This is a genomic window from Gordonia sp. BP-119, from assembly GCF_016924115.1.
Classification (GTDB): domain Bacteria; phylum Actinomycetota; class Actinomycetes; order Mycobacteriales; family Mycobacteriaceae; genus Gordonia; species Gordonia hongkongensis.
In genome coordinates this window covers 34,481-51,492 of the sequence record NZ_JAFFZF010000011.1, presented here as the reverse complement: position 1 = coordinate 51,492, position 17,012 = coordinate 34,481, and the positions used below count along the sequence as shown (strand labels likewise).

At 69.5% G+C, this 17,012-nt stretch carries 18 protein-coding genes, 4 tRNA genes and 1 riboswitch; of the genes, 12 read left to right on the top strand and 10 right to left on the bottom strand.

Going from position 1 to position 17,012, the window contains the following annotated elements:
- Positions 1-16: 16 nt before the first annotated feature.
- The gene (locus JW364_RS09025) at positions 17-634 is read right to left on the bottom strand and encodes a class I SAM-dependent methyltransferase (protein WP_058253339.1); all 618 of its coding nucleotides are present in this window, start codon (positions 632-634) and stop codon (positions 17-19) included.
- A 64-nt stretch (positions 635-698) separates the two neighbouring features.
- Between JW364_RS09025 and menD the strand changes: the two genes are divergently transcribed.
- Positions 699-2,402 (top strand): 2-succinyl-5-enolpyruvyl-6-hydroxy-3-cyclohexene-1-carboxylic-acid synthase, encoded by a 1,704-nt coding sequence (menD, locus tag JW364_RS09020; protein WP_159370194.1) that lies wholly within the window; start codon positions 699-701, stop codon positions 2,400-2,402.
- A gap of 77 nt (positions 2,403-2,479) precedes the next feature.
- A complete protein-coding gene (locus JW364_RS09015; RefSeq protein WP_058253358.1) occupies positions 2,480-3,022 on the top strand; it encodes a hypothetical protein in 543 nt (180 codons plus the stop codon).
- Here JW364_RS09015 and JW364_RS09010 read toward each other — a convergent pair.
- Positions 3,003-3,623 carry a Type 1 glutamine amidotransferase-like domain-containing protein gene (locus tag JW364_RS09010; protein WP_058253337.1) on the bottom strand — a complete coding sequence of 207 codons (621 nt, stop codon included), beginning with the start codon at positions 3,621-3,623 and terminating at the stop codon, positions 3,003-3,005. The genes JW364_RS09015 and JW364_RS09010 overlap by 20 nt on opposite strands.
- A gap of 107 nt (positions 3,624-3,730) precedes the next feature.
- On the opposite strand from JW364_RS09010, the gene JW364_RS09005 reads away from it, so the two are divergent.
- Both JW364_RS09005 and JW364_RS09000 read left to right on the top strand, forming a co-directional pair.
- The gene (locus JW364_RS09005) at positions 3,731-4,885 is read left to right on the top strand and encodes a glycosyltransferase family 1 protein (RefSeq protein WP_058253336.1); all 1,155 of its coding nucleotides are present in this window, start codon (positions 3,731-3,733) and stop codon (positions 4,883-4,885) included.
- A gap of 75 nt (positions 4,886-4,960) precedes the next feature.
- Positions 4,961-5,695 carry a demethylmenaquinone methyltransferase gene (locus JW364_RS09000; protein ID WP_058253357.1) on the top strand — a complete coding sequence of 245 codons (735 nt, stop codon included), beginning with the start codon at positions 4,961-4,963 and terminating at the stop codon, positions 5,693-5,695.
- Here JW364_RS09000 and JW364_RS08995 read toward each other — a convergent pair.
- Both JW364_RS08995 and JW364_RS08990 read right to left on the bottom strand, forming a co-directional pair.
- Positions 5,692-6,648 (bottom strand): oxygenase MpaB family protein, encoded by a 957-nt coding sequence (locus JW364_RS08995; protein ID WP_078113037.1) that lies wholly within the window; start codon positions 6,646-6,648, stop codon positions 5,692-5,694. The genes JW364_RS09000 and JW364_RS08995 overlap by 4 nt on opposite strands.
- A 124-nt stretch (positions 6,649-6,772) precedes the next feature.
- On the bottom strand, positions 6,773-8,032 hold the full coding sequence (locus tag JW364_RS08990) for a geranylgeranyl reductase family protein (RefSeq protein WP_058253334.1): 1,260 nt from the start codon (positions 8,030-8,032) through the stop codon (positions 6,773-6,775).
- Between the two features lie 117 nt (positions 8,033-8,149).
- Between JW364_RS08990 and JW364_RS08985 the strand changes: the two genes are divergently transcribed.
- Entirely contained in the window at positions 8,150-9,166 is a 1,017-nt protein-coding gene (locus tag JW364_RS08985) for a polyprenyl synthetase family protein (RefSeq protein WP_068970024.1), read from the top strand.
- Between the two features lie 33 nt (positions 9,167-9,199).
- On the opposite strand, the gene htpX is transcribed toward JW364_RS08985, so the two are convergent.
- From htpX to JW364_RS08955, 6 genes are all read right to left on the bottom strand, one after another.
- Positions 9,200-10,057 (bottom strand): zinc metalloprotease HtpX, encoded by an 858-nt coding sequence (gene htpX, locus JW364_RS08980; RefSeq protein WP_078113074.1) that lies wholly within the window; start codon positions 10,055-10,057, stop codon positions 9,200-9,202.
- Between the two features lie 166 nt (positions 10,058-10,223).
- Positions 10,224-10,715, bottom strand: coding sequence for a YajQ family cyclic di-GMP-binding protein (locus JW364_RS08975; RefSeq protein WP_058253332.1), 492 nt, complete (start codon positions 10,713-10,715; stop codon positions 10,224-10,226).
- 51 nt (positions 10,716-10,766) lie between these two features.
- The gene (locus JW364_RS08970) at positions 10,767-11,594 is read right to left on the bottom strand and encodes an ABC transporter ATP-binding protein (protein ID WP_078113039.1); all 828 of its coding nucleotides are present in this window, start codon (positions 11,592-11,594) and stop codon (positions 10,767-10,769) included.
- Positions 11,587-12,381 carry an ABC transporter permease gene (locus tag JW364_RS08965; protein WP_078113040.1) on the bottom strand — a complete coding sequence of 265 codons (795 nt, stop codon included), beginning with the start codon at positions 12,379-12,381 and terminating at the stop codon, positions 11,587-11,589. Before JW364_RS08965 ends, JW364_RS08970 begins: the two co-directional genes overlap by 8 nt.
- On the bottom strand, positions 12,356-13,381 hold the full coding sequence (locus JW364_RS08960; RefSeq protein WP_058253355.1) for an ABC transporter substrate-binding protein: 1,026 nt from the start codon (positions 13,379-13,381) through the stop codon (positions 12,356-12,358). Before JW364_RS08960 ends, JW364_RS08965 begins: the two co-directional genes overlap by 26 nt.
- Positions 13,378-14,088 (bottom strand): TenA family protein, encoded by a 711-nt coding sequence (locus JW364_RS08955; RefSeq protein ID WP_068970022.1) that lies wholly within the window; start codon positions 14,086-14,088, stop codon positions 13,378-13,380. The genes JW364_RS08960 and JW364_RS08955 overlap by 4 nt, the downstream gene beginning before the upstream one ends.
- Positions 14,076-14,170: riboswitch (TPP riboswitch) on the bottom strand. (Overlaps the previous gene by 13 nt.)
- Before the next feature lie 155 nt (positions 14,171-14,325).
- Here JW364_RS08955 and JW364_RS08950 point away from each other — a divergent pair.
- From JW364_RS08950 to secE, 7 genes are all read left to right on the top strand, one after another.
- A tRNA-Tyr gene (locus JW364_RS08950) sits at positions 14,326-14,406 on the top strand.
- 117 nt (positions 14,407-14,523) lie between these two features.
- A tRNA-Thr gene (locus JW364_RS08945) sits at positions 14,524-14,596 on the top strand.
- Positions 14,597-14,617: 21 nt separating this feature from the next.
- Positions 14,618-14,691 (top strand) — tRNA-Met (locus JW364_RS08940).
- A gap of 93 nt (positions 14,692-14,784) precedes the next feature.
- Entirely contained in the window at positions 14,785-14,952 is a 168-nt protein-coding gene (gene rpmG, locus JW364_RS08935) for a 50S ribosomal protein L33 (RefSeq protein ID WP_045823858.1), read from the top strand.
- Positions 14,953-15,046: 94 nt separating this feature from the next.
- Positions 15,047-16,144: a fused (3R)-hydroxyacyl-ACP dehydratase subunits HadA/HadB gene (locus tag JW364_RS08930; RefSeq protein ID WP_065629247.1), complete on the top strand. Its 1,098-nt coding sequence runs from the start codon at positions 15,047-15,049 to the stop codon at positions 16,142-16,144.
- A 246-nt stretch (positions 16,145-16,390) separates the two neighbouring features.
- Positions 16,391-16,463 (top strand) — tRNA-Trp (locus tag JW364_RS08925).
- Positions 16,464-16,502: 39 nt separating this feature from the next.
- Positions 16,503-16,976, top strand: coding sequence for a preprotein translocase subunit SecE (gene secE, locus JW364_RS08920; RefSeq protein WP_068970021.1), 474 nt, complete (start codon positions 16,503-16,505; stop codon positions 16,974-16,976).
- The last annotated feature ends 36 nt before the right edge of the window (positions 16,977-17,012 follow it).

Here is a 17,012-nt window from a genome sequence, read left to right as displayed (position 1 = left end):
CGGAGCGAGCGGGACCTCAGACCGGCCGGGCGGTCCCGACGGTCAGCGCGCCGAACGGCTTCGGTACGCCGGGCTGATAGAACGCATCGACCGGCCCGAGTGCGAAGCCGGCGGCGGTGAGCTCGGCGCGTACGTCGCGGGTGAGATGGCAGCCGCCTGCGACGCGTTTCTGGATCGGTTCGAGTCGGCGCTGCCACCGCCGGACGCGGGCGTCGGGGGCGGAACCGTGTTCGAGGAATCCGAGTTGTCCGTCCGGACGCAGCACGCGGCGGAGTTCGGCGAGCGCCGCCTGGTGGTCGGGGATGGTGCACAGGGTGAAGGTGGTGAGCGCGGCGTCGAACGAGTCGTCGTCGAACGGCAGTCGTTGGCCGTCGAGTCCGGCGCGTTCGATGGGCACGGGGGAGGTGGCGACGCGGTCGGCGGCCATCGACCATCCGACGGTCGACGGCTCGACGGCCGCGACCTCGGTGAGCCCGGCCGGGTAGACGCCGACGTTGAGGCCCGAGCCGAAGCCGATCTCGATCATCCGGCCGGACAACGACGCGCAGGCCCGCGCCCGCAGCGGGGTCAACGCCGCCATTCCGCAGGTGCGCTCGATGAGGTGCGGCAGGACTCGATCGTCGTAAAAGCCCACGTGACGAGGGTAACGCCGCTCCCCGCCGCGATGTGGGGACTCGGGAGAGCACTAGGCTTGTGGGATGAACCGACCGGCCCAGAACGCCCCCGGGCCCAACCCGTCCACACTGCAGGCCCGGGTCATCGTCGACGAGATGATCCGCGGCGGTGTCCGCGAGGCCGTGCTGTGTCCGGGGTCGCGCAACGCGCCGCTCGCCTTCGCCCTCCACGCCGCCGACGCCGCCGGGCGATTGCGTCTGCACGTGCGGATCGACGAGCGATCGGCGGGTTATCTGGCTCTGGGGCTCGCGGTGTCGTCGGGGCAGCCCGTGCCCATCGTGATGACCAGCGGCACCGCCGTGGCGAACATGGGACCGGCGGTCTTCGAGGCCAACTATGCGCGGGTGCCCCTGGTCGTCGTCAGCGCCAACCGGCCGTACGAGCTGCTCGGTTCCGGCGCCAACCAGACCGTCGAACAGTTCGGCATCTTCGGGACCCAGGTGCGCGCGGCGATCAGTCTCGGCCTCGCCGAACAGGATCTCGACACCAACAGCCAGTGGCGCTCGGCGGTCGGTCGCGTGCTCGCCGCCGCCCGGGGCGCGCGTACCGGCAACGCCGGACCCGTTCAGTTCGACATCCCGCTGCGCGAACCGCTGGTCCCCGACCCGGACGAACTGGCCGGCCCCGACCCGTCGACCGACCTCGGCTCCTTCTCCGGCCGGCCCGGCGGACTGCCCTGGACGCAGGCGCCCGTCGGCAAGCTCGACGTCCCGCTGCCGATCGACCTGTCGCTGGACACCGTGGTCGTGTCGGGGCACGGGTCGGGTGTCCATCCGGGCCTCGCTGGGATCCCCACGGTCGCCGAACCGACGGCACCGCGGCCGGTGACGCCGCTGCATCCGCTGGGCCTGAACTCCGTCCGGCCCCAGCAGGCGATCATCTGCGGTCGGCCGACGCTGCACCGCGGGGTGTCCCGCCTGCTCGCCGACCCCGAGGTCCGCGTCTACGCGCTGACCACCGGTCCGCGCTGGCCCGACGTCTCCGGCAACGTCTACGCGACCGGCACCCGGATCGAGGTCGTCGGCGAGCCGCGCGAGGACTGGCTCAAGGAGTGCGCGGCGGTACAGGAGCGGGCGGCCTTCGCCGTCACCGCCGAACTCGACGAGCCGGGCCCGGCCACCGGGCTCCACGTCGCACGGGCGGTCAGCGACGCCATGGCCGCCGGCGACCAACTCGTCGTCGGCGCCAGCAACCCCATCCGGGACATCGCCCTGGCCGGCCGGATCACCGACGGGGTGCGGGTCCTCTCGAACCGCGGGGTCGCGGGTATCGACGGGACCAATTCGACGGCGATCGGTGCCGCCATGGCACGTGACCGGGATCAGGCCGGCGCGCGGACCATCGCCCTGATGGGCGACCTGACCTTCGTGCACGACGCGACCGGTCTGGTCATCGGCCCGGGCGAGCCGCGCCCGTCGTCGCTGCGGATCGTGGTCGCCAACGACGACGGCGGCGGGATCTTCGGTCTGCTCGAACAGGGCGACCCGCGCTACAACACCGGGCTGTACGCCGGGGCCTACGAGCGGGTCTTCGGGACCCCGCATCGGACCGACATCGCGTCGATGTGCGCGGGTTTCCACATCCCGCATCGTCGGGTCGGGGTCGGTGAGCTCGGCGCGGTGCTCGCCGAGGATCCTGCTCCCGGCGGGATCGAGGTCGTCGAGGTCGCCACCGACCGCGAACGGCTGCGATCCGTGCACGCGGCGATCGCAGCGCGACTGCGGTAGGGCTGTCGGTGCGTCCCGGCGGTGCGCGACCGGTCGGTCCGGACGCCGGGGGATCGGTGCCCGCTAGTCTGAACGGCATGAATCCGGTGATCCAGCGACGCGTGCAGCTCGGCCTGCTCGTCGTCGGCGTGACGATCACCTTCATGGCGATGACGCTCATCGCCGGTTGTTTCAAGAACGACGCGACGATCGAGGCCAGCAAGGCGACCGTGATGGCCGAGGTCGTGTCCGTGGACAGCCTGCACGCCGCGGTGAATTTCCAGACACCCGACGGCTCGTTCCACAGTCCCCGCTTCGGGCTGCTGTATCCGACCGAGCTGAGCGAGGGACAGCGCATCAGCGTCGACTATGCGGTCTACAACCCGGATCTCGCCCGCCCGACCGGTCGCACCGCGGTGCTGTCCATCATCCCCGCCCTGTCGGTGATGGTCGGAGCGTGGCTCGTCATCGGCCTGCTGATGGTCGGGGTCGCGGAGTCCAGTCGCCGCTGGGCCCGTCGCGGCACCGCCGACGGTGCTGTCGCCGACGATGCTGTCGCCGAGGACGCCGACAGCGACGCGGCAGACCGGGACCCGGCCGCGGCCGACCGGGACGAGACGGTCAGCCCGGGATCACCCTGAGGTCTCCGCCGGCGACGACGATCGCCTCGGCGTCGGTCAGGAAGTGCAGCCGGTGCTCGGCGCCGAACCGTTGCCTCGTCGCCTCGATCGGTCCGCGACCCCCGACGGTGCCCTCCGCGTGCGGGATCACCGTGGTGTCGATCAGTCCGAGGCCCGCGGTCGAGGTCAGGGGTGCGGCCTCGGCGGGATCGTCGAGCAACGACAGGGGAGCGATGTCGGGGCCGACGACCGCGGCGCCCGCGCTGACCCCGATGTAGGGGAGGCCGGCGCGGACCGCGTCGACGAGGGTGCGGTCGGCACCCGCCAGCCGCAGCGCCCCGAGCAGATGGAAGGTGTTGCCGCCGGCGACGAACACCGCGTCGACCCCGGCGAGCTCCCGGGCGAAGACGGCTGACCCGGTCAGTTCCGGATCGAGGTCGGTCACCTCGAAACCCTGCTGCCGAAGGGTGTCCCGCTCGAGGTCGAGCCACGCGTGGTCGGTGTAGATCGACGACGCGGTGGGGACGTAACCGATGCGGCAGCCCGGCCCGGTCAACGGGGTGAGGAACTGCGGGACGGGGGTGAGCCAGCGGCTCAGCAGCAGGAGGTGCGTGTCGACCACGCCTCCACTGTGCCCGGTCGGAGGGCAACGCACCGTTCATCCTGAATTGGGTGGGCCGACACGTGCGCCGTGTGGTCCGGTCAATTCTGCGGGGGACGATCGCGAGCATGCGCGTCGCGATCGTCGCCGAGAGCTTCCTGCCCCAGATGAACGGGGTGGTCAATTCCGTCCTCCGGGTTGTCGACCATCTCGAGTCCACCGGCCACACCGTGGTCGTCATCGCACCCGACACCCCGCGTGGCGTGCCGGGCGGGCCGCGGATGGTCGGCCGCCGGACCCCGGTGCACCTGCTGCCCGCGGTGCAGGTGCCGCGGGTGACCTCGCTCCCGGTGGGAGTGCCGTCGCCGCTGCTGTACCGCACCTTGCGCGACTTCGAACCGGATGTCGTCCACCTGGCATCACCGTTCGTGGTGGGTGCCGCGGGCGCCGTCGCCGCCCGGGCGCTCGGCGTGCCCGTGGTGGCCGTGTTCCAGACCGATGTCGCGGGGTTCGCGGCGGCCTACCGGCTGGGCGCGGTGGAGAAGCTGGCCTGGCGCTACACACGCCGGCTGCACGAGATGTGCGACCTCACCCTCGCGCCGTCGACCGCGACGCTGGAGGTCCTCGCCGCCCACGGCATACCGCGACTCGCGCGCTGGGGTCGCGGCGTCGACGTCGGACTCTTCTCGCCGGACAAGCGCGACCCGTCGCTGCGCGCCGACTGGCTGGGTGCCGCCCGCGACGCACTGGTGGTCGGGTTCGTGGGTCGGCTCGCGCCGGAGAAGCACGTCGAGCGCCTGGCCGGACTGTCGGGGAACCCGCGCGTGCAACTGGTGATCGTCGGGGACGGCCCCGAGCGGGACCGGCTCCAGCGCGCGATGCCGGATGCGGTGTTCACCGGTGAACTGCGCGGGGAGGCGCTGGCCCGCGCGTACGCGAGCTTCGACGTCTTCGTGCACGCCGGCGAACACGAGACGTTCTGTCAGGCCATCCAGGAGGCGATGGCCAGCGGTCTGCCCGTGATCGGTCCCGACGCGGGCGGCCCCCGCGACCTGGTGTCGGCGTTCCGGACCGGATATCTGCTGGAGGTCGGACGCTTCGCCGAGGAGCTGCCCGCGATCGTCGAATCCCTGCACGACGAGTCGGTCCGGGCGGCGTTCGGCCGAGCCGCGGTACAGGCCGTGCGTGCGCGCACCTGGCCGTCGGTGTGCGCGGAGCTCGTCGGCCACTACGCGCGCGTGACGGGCCGCGGAGTCGTCACCGAGGTGGGGCGGCCCGCCTGAGGTGGCGGCCGACCGCCCGGCGAGGCGACGCACCTCACGGCGGTCCTGGCCCGAACGACCGGTAGCGTGATCGGCATGTCATCGACGGGTGCGACACCACCGGAACGAGCGGGTCTGGGCCGGAGTGTGGGCCGGGCAAGTCTGGAGAAGGACCCGGCCGAGGTCGCGGCCATGTTCGACGGCGTCGCACGCCGCTACGACCTCACCAACACGGTCCTGTCGTTCGGCCGGGATCGCGGCTGGCGCAAGAAGACCCGAAGGGCACTCGACCTGCGCCCGGGCGACGTCGTCCTCGACCTCGCGGCGGGCACCGCGGTGTCGACCGTCGAACTCGCCTCCTCGGGGGCGCACTGCATCGCCGCGGACTTCTCGCTCGGCATGCTCAAGGCCGGTGCGCATCGGGACGTGCCGAAGGTCGCCGCCGACGCTCTGTCGCTCCCGTTCGCCGACGATTCGTTCGACGCCGCCACCATCTCCTTCGGCCTGCGCAACGTCAACGACGTCCCGACGGCGCTCGCCGAGCTCCGTCGGGTACTCAAACCCGGCGGACGACTGGTGATCTGCGAGTTCTCCACGCCGACGCTGAAGCCGTTCCGCACGGTGTACATGGAGTACCTGATGAAGGCGCTGCCCGCGGTCGCGACCAAGGTGTCGAGCAGCCCGGCCGCGTATGTCTATCTCGCCGAGTCGATCCGGGCGTGGCCGGACCAGTTCGCGCTGGGCGACCTCATCCGCGACGCCGGGTTCACCGGGGTGCGGTGGGAGAACATGACCGGTGGGATCGCCGCGATCCACTCGGCGCGGGCCTAGTGGTTCGCGGCCCGCGGGGTCTCGTCGTGCGACACCGGGCACCCGGGCGCGAAGGTGCCGAGGTCGTCGATGCGGAAACCGCCGGGGTAGCTGCGAACCTGCTTCGTCTGGCGACCGAAGAGCGGTTCGGTGCGGGGTGACGCGAAGAGGCGGATCGCGAGACCGCGAGCCTTGAGCCCGCCGCGCACCAGGACCCGTTCGACCGCGGTCGGTTTCGGATATCCGAACGCGCCGAGGAGCCGATCGTCCATGAGCGCGAACGACATCCGACGCACCACCGCCCGCGGCAGCAGCTTGTACGGCATGAACGTGCCGAGCAGGTCGAGGGTGGCGTCGGCGACGGCCAGGGAGTCGGGACTGAAGGCGAAGTGGGCGGTCTCGTACTCGTCGTAGAACGTCTTGAAGTCGTCGTAGGTCTCGGGGATGTCCTTGATGCCCATCAACTGGCCGAGCCGGCGGTAGTAGTTGGTGAGGCCGAGGATCTCGTGGTTGGTCAGTGAGCGCCACTCATAGGAGTTGACCCACTCGACCGGGCAGACGACGAAAGTGGCCAGCACGTAGAGGAAGTCGCTGTTGGGGATGTCGTACATGCCGTGCATCTGGTTGATGCGCCGGATGCCGGCCCGTCCGGCCGGGCTGTCGACCCCGTGCTCGATCGGGGCGTCGAGCAGCAGGACCGTGTCGTCGTAGCGCTTCTGCGTCGACTCGGTGAACTGGCTGGTCTTGTACAGGAGGTCGCCGATCGACGGCACCGCGTAGGTGCGGAACAGGGCGAAGCTCAACGCCTGTGTGATGCCCCACGGGAATTCCTGCGTGCCCAGGGCGCGGGCAATCGCGGTCGGGTCACCGACGGCATCCATGCGGTCGATCTCGCCGCGCAGGTGGTAGCGCTGTGCCAGGCGGTTCTGGACGGCGTGCTTGGCTCGGGTGGCGAGAGTGGATGCGGCGGACATCTTCCATCTCCTGGGTCGACGGGTGGCCTGATTCTGTCACAGCTGTGGCCGCGGCCACACGTGTTGGAACACTACAGCCCGATCGTCTCAAAGCGCCACCGGGTTGGCGGCCCGGCGGCCCCTCTCACGAGAAGGGCGGGCGCGGGTCGACCTGCCGGGAGACCCGCCCGGCGGTGCGCCAGGCCCGGGCCACGAGGTCGGCATCCTCGGCGGTGATCAGGTTGCCCATGACCCGCACCACCATGGACATCAGTTGCGGCGACCGGATGCCGGGCCGGCCCAGGGTGGGGACGGTCTTGGGCATGGTGAGCAGGCCGGCGAGACGGCGGGCGGCAGAGAACGCGAGCCCGTAGTGCTCCACCAGCACATCGCGCCACCGGTCGGTGTAGTCGTCCGTGCCGAGGAGTTCGACGGCGAGCCGGGCGGTCTCCAGGGCGTAGTCGATGCCCTCGCCGTTGAGCGGATTGACGCACGCGGCGGCGTCGCCGATCAGCATCCAGTTGCGCCCCGCGACACCGGACACCGCACCACCCATGGGCAGCAGGGCGGACGTGATCCGGACGGGTGGGCCGTCGAGAGCCCACTCGTCGCGCACCATCGCGGCGTAGTGCTCGAGGATCGGTCGAAGTGCCATGTGCGCCGGGCGTTTCGACGTCGCGAGCGCGCCCACGCCGACGTTGACCTGTCCGCCCCCGGCCGACCCGAGGGGGAAGACCCAGCCGTACCCGGGCAGCAGTGCGTCGTCGGGTCCCCGGAGTTCGAGGTGCGACCCCATCCAGTGCGAGTCGGCGCGTGCCGACGGTGCGTACGCCCGGGCGGCGACTCCGTAGGCGGTGTCCCGATGCCATTGCCGCCCCAGCGATTTGCCGATTCCCGAACGGACGCCGTCGGCGACGACGAGGTCGGTGACCCGCATCGTGTGTGTGCCCGCCGGCGTCGCGAAGGTCACCGCGCCCACCCGGTCACCGTCCATCTCGACGCCGATGGCCTTGGCGCCCTCGATCATTCGCGCTCCCACCGACACCGCATGCGTACGGATGGCGTCGTCGAACTCGGTGCGTGCCACCGCGCTGCCGTAGGCGGGGAACCGGCCGGAGGGCCACCGGACCTGCTGGCGTGCGCCCCAGCCGTTGAGCAGGAGTCCGTCGATGCGCGGACGATCGTCGAGGAGTGCGCCGAGCCCCAGCGCGTCGAGTTCGGCGACGGCCCGCGGCGTGAGGCCGTCGCCACACGTCTTGTCGCGCGGGAACACCGCGGCGTCGGCGAGGACCACGTCCCGGCCGGCGGCGACGGCATGGGCGGCCGCCGCCGATCCACCCGGTCCGGCACCGACGACGAGGACATCGGCGGAATCGGGGAAAGGAGGCGTCGTGTCCGTGCTCACCCGACCAGTATGTCCGGACCCCCGACGGGCTAGGCTCGCAGCAGGTGGGGTCTACGCGGCAGTCGCGTGTCCGCCGTCGAGTAGTTGCCGGATCAGACGAGATGGGGCCGCGTTTCCGTGAAGTCCACATTCGCCGGGGTTGACCTGGTGTCGGATGAGTTCGCCGATACGGTGCGCTCATCGCTGCAGCGGGTCGAGGATCTGTTGCTCGCCGAACTCTCGTCGGGTGACGAGGTCATGACCGAGGCGGCGACCCACCTCGCGAAGGCCGGTGGCAAACGGTTCCGGCCCATGTTCGCGATCCTGGCGGCCCGGTTCGGTCCGCGCCCGGATTCCGACGATGTCATCACCTCGGCGACGGTGGTGGAGATGATCCACCTCGCCACGCTCTATCACGACGACGTGATGGACGAGGCCGCGATGCGCCGCGGTGCGGCGAGTGCCAACGCGCGCTGGACGAACAGCGTGGCCATCCTGTCCGGTGACTTCCTGTTCGCGCGCGCCTCGCGACTCGTCTCGACGCTGGGCCCCGAGGCGGTGCGCATCATCGCCGAGACGTTCGCCGAACTCGTCACCGGCCAGATGCGGGAGACGGTCGGGGTCAAACCCGGCGCCGACCCCATCGAGCACTACCTGCAGGTCGTCTGGGAGAAGACCGGCTCGCTGATCGCCGCCGCCGCCCGCTTCGGCGCGATGGCCTCCGGGGCCGAGCCCGACGACATCGAGCGGCTCTCCCGCATCGGCGACATCGTGGGAGTCGCCTTCCAGGTGTCCGACGACATCATCGACATCAGCTCGGTGTCGGTGGAGTCGGGCAAGACCCCGGGTACCGACCTTCGCGAAGGCGTCCACACGCTGCCGGTCCTGTACGCGCTCACGGGCGACGACGCGACGTCGGCCCGGTTGCGCGAACTCCTGGTGGCCGCCGACGGCGCCGCCCGGCCGCTCACCGACGACGCCGAGGTCGCCGAGGCGATCGAACTGCTCGGTTCGTCGGCGGGTATGACCGCCGCCCGGGCGAAGTTGCAGGAGTTCGCCGACGAGGCGCACGCGATGCTGGCCGAACTCCCCGAGTCGCCGGCCCACCGTGCCCTGGCGTCGCTCGTGGACTACACGATCGAACGCGTGGGCTGAGGGGTCGACCGGCAGGATCTCTGCTCAGCCGGCTCAGCGACCGTCGCGGGCCATCTCCTGCAGGCGGCGGATGCGTTCCGCGGTCGGCGGGTGGGTGGCGAACATCTTGGCCATTCGGTCGGTCGTGCGGAACGGGCTCTCGATCATCATGTGCGACTGGGCCGCGATGTCGGGCTGCGGCGGCAGCGGCGCGGCCTGCACCCCGCCGGAGATCTTCGCCAGCGCTGATGCGAGTGCGAGCGGATCCCCGGTGAGTTCGGCCCCGGACTGGTCGGCCTGGAACTCGCGTGAGCGGGAGACGGCCAGCTTCACCAGGGTGGCCGCGATCGGTCCCAGCAGCGCGATGAGCAGCATCGCCAGCGGGTTCGGCGCGTTGTCCCGCCCGCCGAACGCGCCCATGAACATCGCGAAGTTGGCCAGGCCGCTGATCACCGCCGCCATCGCGCCGGCGATCGAGCTGATGAGGATGTCGCGGTTGTACACGTGGGACAGCTCGTGGCCCAGCACGGCGCGCAGCTCGCGCTCGTCGAGCAGGTGCAGGATGCCGGTGGTGCAACACACCGCGGCGTTCTTCGGGTTGCGGCCGGTCGCAAACGCGTTGGGCGACTCGGTGGGGGAGATGTAGAGGGCGGGCATCGGCTGGTGTGCCGTGGTCGCCAGCTCACGCACGATCCGGTACATGACCGGTGCCTGCAGTTCGGTGACCGGTTGCGCGTGCATCGCCTTCAGCGACATCTTGGCGCTGTTGAAGTAGACGTAGGCGTTCATGCCGACGGCGACGATCACCGATCCCCACAGGATCAGCGGGCTCTGGAACAGTGCGCCGATGCCGACGATGATCGCCGACATCAGACCCAGCAGAGCCGCCGTCTTCAATCCGTTGAAATGCATCGGGTCCTCGTCTGTCCGGCGCCGCGGGTCTCGGGCTCCGCGGGCGGCCCGGGCGAACCCGGTGCCGGCCGCGGAGTGCAGGCGCCTCATCCGGTCAAACGACGCAGCGCCCGTCTGGGTTTCCGACGGTCGGGGTTCGGTGCCGCCGACCCACCGACCGGGCGGGTCAGCGGTAGTTGACGAACTGCAGGGCGATACCGAAGTCCTCGCCCTTGAGCAGTGAGATGACGGCCTGCAGGTCGTCGCGCTTCTTGCTCGACACGCGCAGCTCGTCGCCCTGGATCTGCGCCTTGACGCCCTTCGGCCCCTCGTCGCGGATCTTCTTGGAGATCTTCTTGGCGTGCTCGGAGTCGATGCCCTGCACCAGCGAGCCGGTGATCTTGAAGGTCTTGCCCGAGCCGACGACCTCGCCGGCGTCGAAGGCCTTCAGCGAGATGTCGCGTCGGATCAGCTTCTCCTTGAACACCTCGAGGCCCGCCTGTGCGCGCTCCTCGGCGTCCGAGGTGATCACGATGTTCTCCTCGCCGGACCACTCGATGCCGGTGTTGGTGCCGCGGAAGTCGTACCGCTGCGACAACTCCTTGGCAGCCTGGTTCAGGGCGTTGTCGACCTCTTGCCGGTCGACCTTGCTCACCACGTCGAACGATGAATCAGCCATGTCCGACAGGGTATGTCATGGCGATCAGCGCAAGTGGGCGGCCGCGGGGGTCTACCGGGACGTCCGACGCTGTGCCTGCTCGGCGAGGGCACGACGTGACTCGTCGTGGAGCACCTCGAGCAGTTCTCGCTCGAGGGCGACGAACTCGGGAGCGGTGAGCCCCGCCGGATCGCGCGGGCGCGGGAGGTCGACACGCACCTCGTGGACCACGGTGGCCGGGCGGGCGGACAGCACGATCACGCGGTCCGAGAGGTGGACGGCCTCGCGGACGTCGTGGGTGATCATCAGCACCGTCCACCGATAGCGCTGCCACACCGACTGCAACCACGTCTGCATCTCGGTCCGGGTGAGTGAGTCGAGGGCGCCGAACGGCTCATCGAGCAGCACCAGGTCGCGATTCGAGACGACGGTGCGCAGGAGTGCGGCGCGCTGTCGCATCCCGCCGGACAGCTGGAACGGGCGGGCGTCTTCGAATCCGGCGAGTCCGAAGGCGGGGAAGAGGTCCGCGGCCCGGCGTCGGGCCTCCTTCGTCGGCACGCCCTGCACCTGGAGGCCGAGGATGGTGTTGTCCAGCACGGTGCGCCACGGGAACAGCAGGTCCTTCTGTGGCATGTACGCGCAGTGTCCGGCGACGGCGGGTTCGGAGCCGACGGACGCGCTGCCGGAATCGGGGACGTCGAGTCCGGCCAGCAGGCCGAAGACGGTGCTCTTGCCGCATCCGCTGGGCCCGATGACGGAGACGAACTCGCCGGGCTCGGCGGTGAACGACACCCCGTCGAGGACCTCCCGGCGAGGTTGTCCGCGTCCGGGTCGGGGAAAGGACTTGGTGAGCCGGTCGACGACAAGTCGGTGGTCCGGGACCAGCCGGTGGTCAGTCATGGTGGTTCCGGTCCTCGGCGCGGGCCCAGGGCGCGACGATCCGCTCGACGGCGAAGGTGAGCAGGTACAGCGTGACGCTCAGGAGCGCGGTCACCAGCACGGCCGCGAGCACCAGGTCCGTGCGGAACGAGTTCTTCTGCAGGCTCATGTAGATGCCGAGCCCCTGGGTGGCGCCGACGTACTCGGCGAACACGGCGCCCACCACCGCATAGGTGATGCCGATCCGCAACGCGGTGAAGAACCTCGGTAGCGCGGACGGGAGCCGCACGTAGCGGAAGACCTGGCGGCGGGTGGCCCCCATGCTGCGCATCAGCGCGCCGGCCTCGCGGTCGGTGGCGGCGAATCCCTCGATCAGGCCGATCGCCACCGGAAAGAACGTGACCAGGGCGATGACCAGCACCTTCGGGAGCAGGCCGAAGCCGAACCAGATGATCATCAGCGGTGCGATCGCGATGATCGGCAGGGTCTGGGAGGCGACGAACAACGGCACGAACGCCCGTCGCAGCGCCGGCGAGAAGTCGACGACGATGGCCAGCAGCCAGGCCAGGACCATTGAGACCGTGAACCCGATCAGGGTCACCTGCAGCGTCGCCGCGGCGTGCACCCCGATCTCCGCGCGGTGCGACCAACCCTGCGCGACGACGCGCGACGGCGACGGCAGCACCTGCGGCCGGATCCCGCTGACGTCGACGTAGACCTGCCAGACCGCCACCAGGACGACCACCGCGACGAGCGCGGGCGCGATGCGACGCAGGCCGGTGCTACCGAGGGGTGTCGAGGTAGTCATTGGTGAAGTACGTCGACCAGTCCGGCTCGGTCGTGAGCGGCGCCCCGTCCGGGCCGGTCAGCAGACCACTGCGGTACAGGAACCCGGAGTTCCCGGCCCACTGTTCGAGCGTCTGTCGCCCGACCCGGCCGTCGGCGTCCTTCATGTACTGACCGGCGAGCATGCGCTGGCTCTCGAACACCAACTGCTCGTCGTTGAACGCACCGGGGTTGGCGGCGAGGAGGTCGCGGGCCGCCGCGTCCGGGTCGTCGGCCGCTGCCTGGTAACCGCGCTGCAGCGCCGTCACGAAGGCCGCCGCGCGGTCCGGGTTGTCCGCCAGCCAGTCCTCGTTGGCGTCGACGACGATCGCGTATGCCTCCGGGAATCCGAAGTCGGTGTAGTGGAAGTACCTCATCGGGGTTCCGCGATGCTCGGCCTCGATGCCCTCCCACGCGAGATAGGAGACGGTGAAGTCGGCCTGACCGGAGTAGACCGCCTCGTATGCCGAGGTCCCGAGGGTCACCGAGGTGAACTCGCCGGTGCCGCCGTCGTTTCGGATCACCTGCTCGAGGGTCTTCTCCTCGCCCGGGTCGCCGAAACCGGCGTATGTCTTCCCGTCGAGGTCCTTCGGGCTCGTGATGTCGCGGCGATCGGCGCGGACACCGATGCCGGTGGCCCACTTCTGCAGCGGCGCGAACACGGAGATGGTGTGCGCGCCCGATGCCCGCGAGAAGGTCGACGAGTTGTGGGTGCTGATCCCGAACTCGGCGTTGCCCGCGTCCACGATGGTGTCCACGGCGGTGTTGTTGTACGGCAGGATCTCGACGTCGAGTCCGGCCTCCTCGAACCAGCCGCGCTGCTGCGCCACGAACAAGCCCGTGTGGTTGGTGTTCGGGGACCAGTCGAGCGCGAATCGGATGCTGCCGTCCGAACCGGCGCCCGAACCGCACGCGGTGATCGCCGACGACGCGACGACCGCGGCGGCGAGCACGGTGAGGAGGCGGCGCGCGCGGGCGCTCATGCGGCGGGCCACGGTTGCGGGTTCAGCGCGGTGTCCCAGAACAGAAGCTCGAACCGGGTGGCGACGGTGAACGCCGTGGCCATCGCGGCCCGCTCCCGCTCGCCGGCGTGCGCCGCGGCCTCGTCCACGAGTTCCCTTGCCCGCGAGGCGGATTCCTGGAATTCCGGGGCGTCGTAGGTGGTCACCCACTGCGCGTAGGGGTGGTTCGGGTCGGCGGCGAGCACCTGGGCGGCACTCGCGGCCAGGGCCCGGCCGACTTCCGCGTAGATCCAGAAGCAGGGCAGGGCCGCGGCCGCGCCGACCGCATACGACTCGGTCGCGGCGACGGCCGTCAGGTAGGACACGTACCCCAGGCACGCCGGCGACGGCTCGGGTTCGCCCTCACGCGGAGGCAGCTGGCCGCCGTTGAGCAGGTCGCCGTGGAGCGCCGACTCGACGGTGGCCGCGGTGGCCGACGAGTTCGCCCAGAACCCCGCGGTCTGCGGGTCGGGGGACTTCGACGCCAGGATCGCCAGCGCCTTCGCGTACCCGGCCAGGTACAGCGAGTCCTGCTCCATATAGGTGCGGAACACCTCGAGTGGCAGCGTCCCGTCGCCGAGCCGCCGCAGGAACTCGAGGTCGTCGATCGCCGTCCGCAACCCCTTCGTCTCCTCCCAGAGGTGGTCGGAGAATCGGCCGGAGACCGGCAAGTGCGCATGCACAGACATGACATCCCTTCGTCAGCATTACCTGGACAGGTTCTCGGGTCTCATCTCAGCCCCGCGTCGCGGAGCACCCCGTGTCAGAACGCAGCCACAGTAGCAGGAGTGGGGGTCGCAGTGGGACGCCTGTGCCACGACCATGTCCCGGCCTGTTGACCAGCCGGTTTGCGCGTTGATGCGGTGTTCGTTGTATTCTTCACGGCGTTGTTCGTACGGCCGTCACGGTGGCCGGAAGAGCGGCACGGCAGGTTGCCCGAGCGGCCAAAGGGAGCGGATTGTAAATCCGTCGCGCAAGCTACATAGGTTCGAATCCTATACCTGCCACAGCGTGGTCCAATCTCGCGAAACTGCTCTACAGACGGTCTCCGACCAGCGATTTGTCTAGCGCAGACGCGAGTGTGTAACCTCGTTAAGGCTCTCGGGCACAACCGCCCGGGGCACGCCCCCTTAGCTCAGTCGGCAGAGCGTTTCCATGGTAAGGAAAAGGTCGACGGTTCGATTCCGTCAGGGGGCTCGCTGGACGAGAAGTCCGCGGGGCGGTGTAGCTCAGCTGGTTAGAGCGCACGACTCATAATCGTGAGGTCGAGGGATCGAGTCCCTCCACCGCTACACATCGGGTCCGACCGGAACCGAGCGCAAGGGTCGCAAGCCCTGAGGGAACTTCCGAACCCGACCACGTACCACCCGAAAGAAGGCAATCAAGTGGCCTCCTCAACAGATGTTCGCCCCAAGATCACCTTGGCCTGCGAGGTGTGCAAGCACCGTAACTACATCACGAAGAAGAACCGCCGCAACGATCCCGATCGCCTCGAGATCAAGAAGTTCTGCCCGAACTGCGGCAAGCACCAGGGGCACAAGGAATCGCGCTGACGCCGTCGTCGGCCGTTTCGAAGTACCACCAGCAGCGGGCTGCCTCTCGATGAGGCAGCCCGTCTTGCTGTGTCGGCCGAAGGAGTAGAGCTCAATGTCACAGGTAAGCGGAGCCGAGATCCAGGATCGTCCGGACGAGGCGTCGAACGGTGGCGCGAAGCCGACCCCCGACGAGATCGCCGCCCACACCCAGAGCCTTGTCGGCTTCCATTACACGGTCGACGACTATTACGAGATCGGCCGCGAGGAGATCCGTAAGCACGCGATGGCGGTGCAGGATGCGCACCCGACCCACTGGAGCGAGGAGGGCGCCCGGGCCTTCGGTCACGACCGCCTGATCGCCGCGCCGACCTATGTGTCGGTGCTCGGGATCATCGCCCAGCGCAAGCTCTTCGAAGACGTCGTCACCGGCTACGACATGTGGCAGATCATGCAGACCGACCAGCGGCTGGTCTACCACCAGCCGATGAAGGTCGGGGACCGCCTGATCTGCGACGTCTCGCTCGAGTCGTTCCGGCACGTGAGCAGTCCCGAGATGATCGACCTGATGGTCACCAAGAACGTCATCTGGAACCAGCACGACGAGCCGGTCATGACCACGTGGACCTCCCTGGCCGCGCGTCCCGGCATGGACGTCGACCCGGAACTCGAGGCCTCCCTCGACCACGTGATGATCAAGGTCGACGCCATCGGCGAATCCGGGCACACCGTCGAGCCGAAGGCGGGTCGCTACGACCTCCCCGACCCGACGCAGTCGCCGGGCGCCTTCGGTGCCGTCGACTTCGACACGCTCACGGTGGGTCAGGAACTCACGCCCAAGCGCTACCTGTTGACGCGCGGCAATCTCGCGAACTATGCGGGCGTGGCCGGCGACCCCAACCCGATCCACTTCTCCGACCACGTCGTGAACGCGGCCGGCATGGACGACGTCGTCGCGCACGGCATGCAGACGATGGGGCTCGGCGCGAGCTTCGTCTCCGAGTTCATCGGTGACCCGGCGGCTTTCTGCGAGTACAACGTGCGCTTCACCAGCCCGGTGTACGTCCCGGCCGACGACAGCGCGGCCGTCGACTTCACCGGCAAGGTGAAGTCGCTCGATCCCGCGACCCGCCGCGGGACCATCGCCATCACCGCCAAGCAGGGCGATCGCCGCATCTTCGGACGCGCGCAGGCCGTCATCCAGTTCAACTGATCGACCGGTCGCGAGCCGTTCGGGCGGCTCACGGACGGGTGGCGTGTACGGTCGTCGGGGGAGCGGAGGCGAGCCCGTTTTGGGTCCACCGCCCCGGTGATCTACACTGAAGTGTCTGATTGATTCAGACTTGCGCGCTACCCATAGGGTGGCGCGTTGGTTTTGTCGGCGACGAAACGTCGACGGGCCGCGAGGCCGGATCGAGAAGGACGGCAACGCCGACCACTCCGGTGGCGGGCGTCGCAAAGGGGCGTAGCTCAATTGGCAGAGCAGCGGTCTCCAAAACCGCAGGTTGCAGGTTCAAGTCCTGTCGCCCCTGCCCTGGTGAAGGGCACACGCTGACGAGAGGACCGCGAAGTTGAGCAAGCGAGACCGGGCCGCCCGCGCCAAAGACGCCGCAGAGGGTTCTGCGGCCGATTCGGCCGCGGCTGAGCTCGACGGTCGCGACGAGGCCATCGACGCGGGTACGGACGACGACACGTCGACCGGAACCGCGAAGGAGCTGCGTCCGTCCGGTAAGCGCTCGGCTCGCGGACGTCGCTCGGCGGCGGGTGCAACCGACGGTGACGCCGACTCCGACACGGGGTCGGTCGCCGTCAAGGAACGCAAGACCAAGAAGAAGGCGTCTGCCGAGGAGAGCCGGAATCCGTTCGTACGGATCTGGGTCTTCCTGACGCAGGTCGTCGCCGAGCTGAAGAAGGTCATCTGGCCTAATCGGCGCGAGATGATCACCTACACGATCGTCGTGCTCGTGTTCGTCATCGTGATGACCGCGTTCATTGCCGGCCTCGACCTCGCCTTCGCCAAGGGCGTGCTCTGGTTGTTCGGCTGACCCACGCGGTGGGCTCGGCCGGCGACGAGGAATACG

Bases quoted from the DNA above. Each gene is read 5' to 3' on its own strand.
- JW364_RS08995 (WP_078113037.1), bottom strand. From the start codon at position 6,648: ATGTCCGCCGCATCCACTCTCGCCACCCGAGCCAAGCACGCCGTCCAG.
- JW364_RS08975 (WP_058253332.1), bottom strand. From the start codon at position 10,715: ATGGCTGATTCATCGTTCGACGTGGTGAGCAAGGTCGACCGGCAAGAG.
- JW364_RS09000 (WP_058253357.1), top strand. From the start codon at position 4,961: ATGTCATCGACGGGTGCGACACCACCGGAACGAGCGGGTCTGGGCCGG.
- htpX (WP_078113074.1), bottom strand. From the start codon at position 10,057: ATGCATTTCAACGGATTGAAGACGGCGGCTCTGCTGGGTCTGATGTCG.
- JW364_RS08965 (WP_078113040.1), bottom strand. From the start codon at position 12,381: ATGACTACCTCGACACCCCTCGGTAGCACCGGCCTGCGTCGCATCGCG.
- JW364_RS09005 (WP_058253336.1), top strand. From the start codon at position 3,731: ATGCGCGTCGCGATCGTCGCCGAGAGCTTCCTGCCCCAGATGAACGGG.
- JW364_RS08930 (WP_065629247.1), top strand. From the start codon at position 15,047: ATGTCACAGGTAAGCGGAGCCGAGATCCAGGATCGTCCGGACGAGGCG.
- JW364_RS09015 (WP_058253358.1), top strand. From the start codon at position 2,480: ATGAATCCGGTGATCCAGCGACGCGTGCAGCTCGGCCTGCTCGTCGTC.
- JW364_RS08955 (WP_068970022.1), bottom strand. From the start codon at position 14,088: ATGTCTGTGCATGCGCACTTGCCGGTCTCCGGCCGATTCTCCGACCAC.
- JW364_RS08960 (WP_058253355.1), bottom strand. From the start codon at position 13,381: ATGAGCGCCCGCGCGCGCCGCCTCCTCACCGTGCTCGCCGCCGCGGTC.
- JW364_RS08970 (WP_078113039.1), bottom strand. From the start codon at position 11,594: ATGACTGACCACCGGCTGGTCCCGGACCACCGACTTGTCGTCGACCGG.
- menD (WP_159370194.1), top strand. From the start codon at position 699: ATGAACCGACCGGCCCAGAACGCCCCCGGGCCCAACCCGTCCACACTG.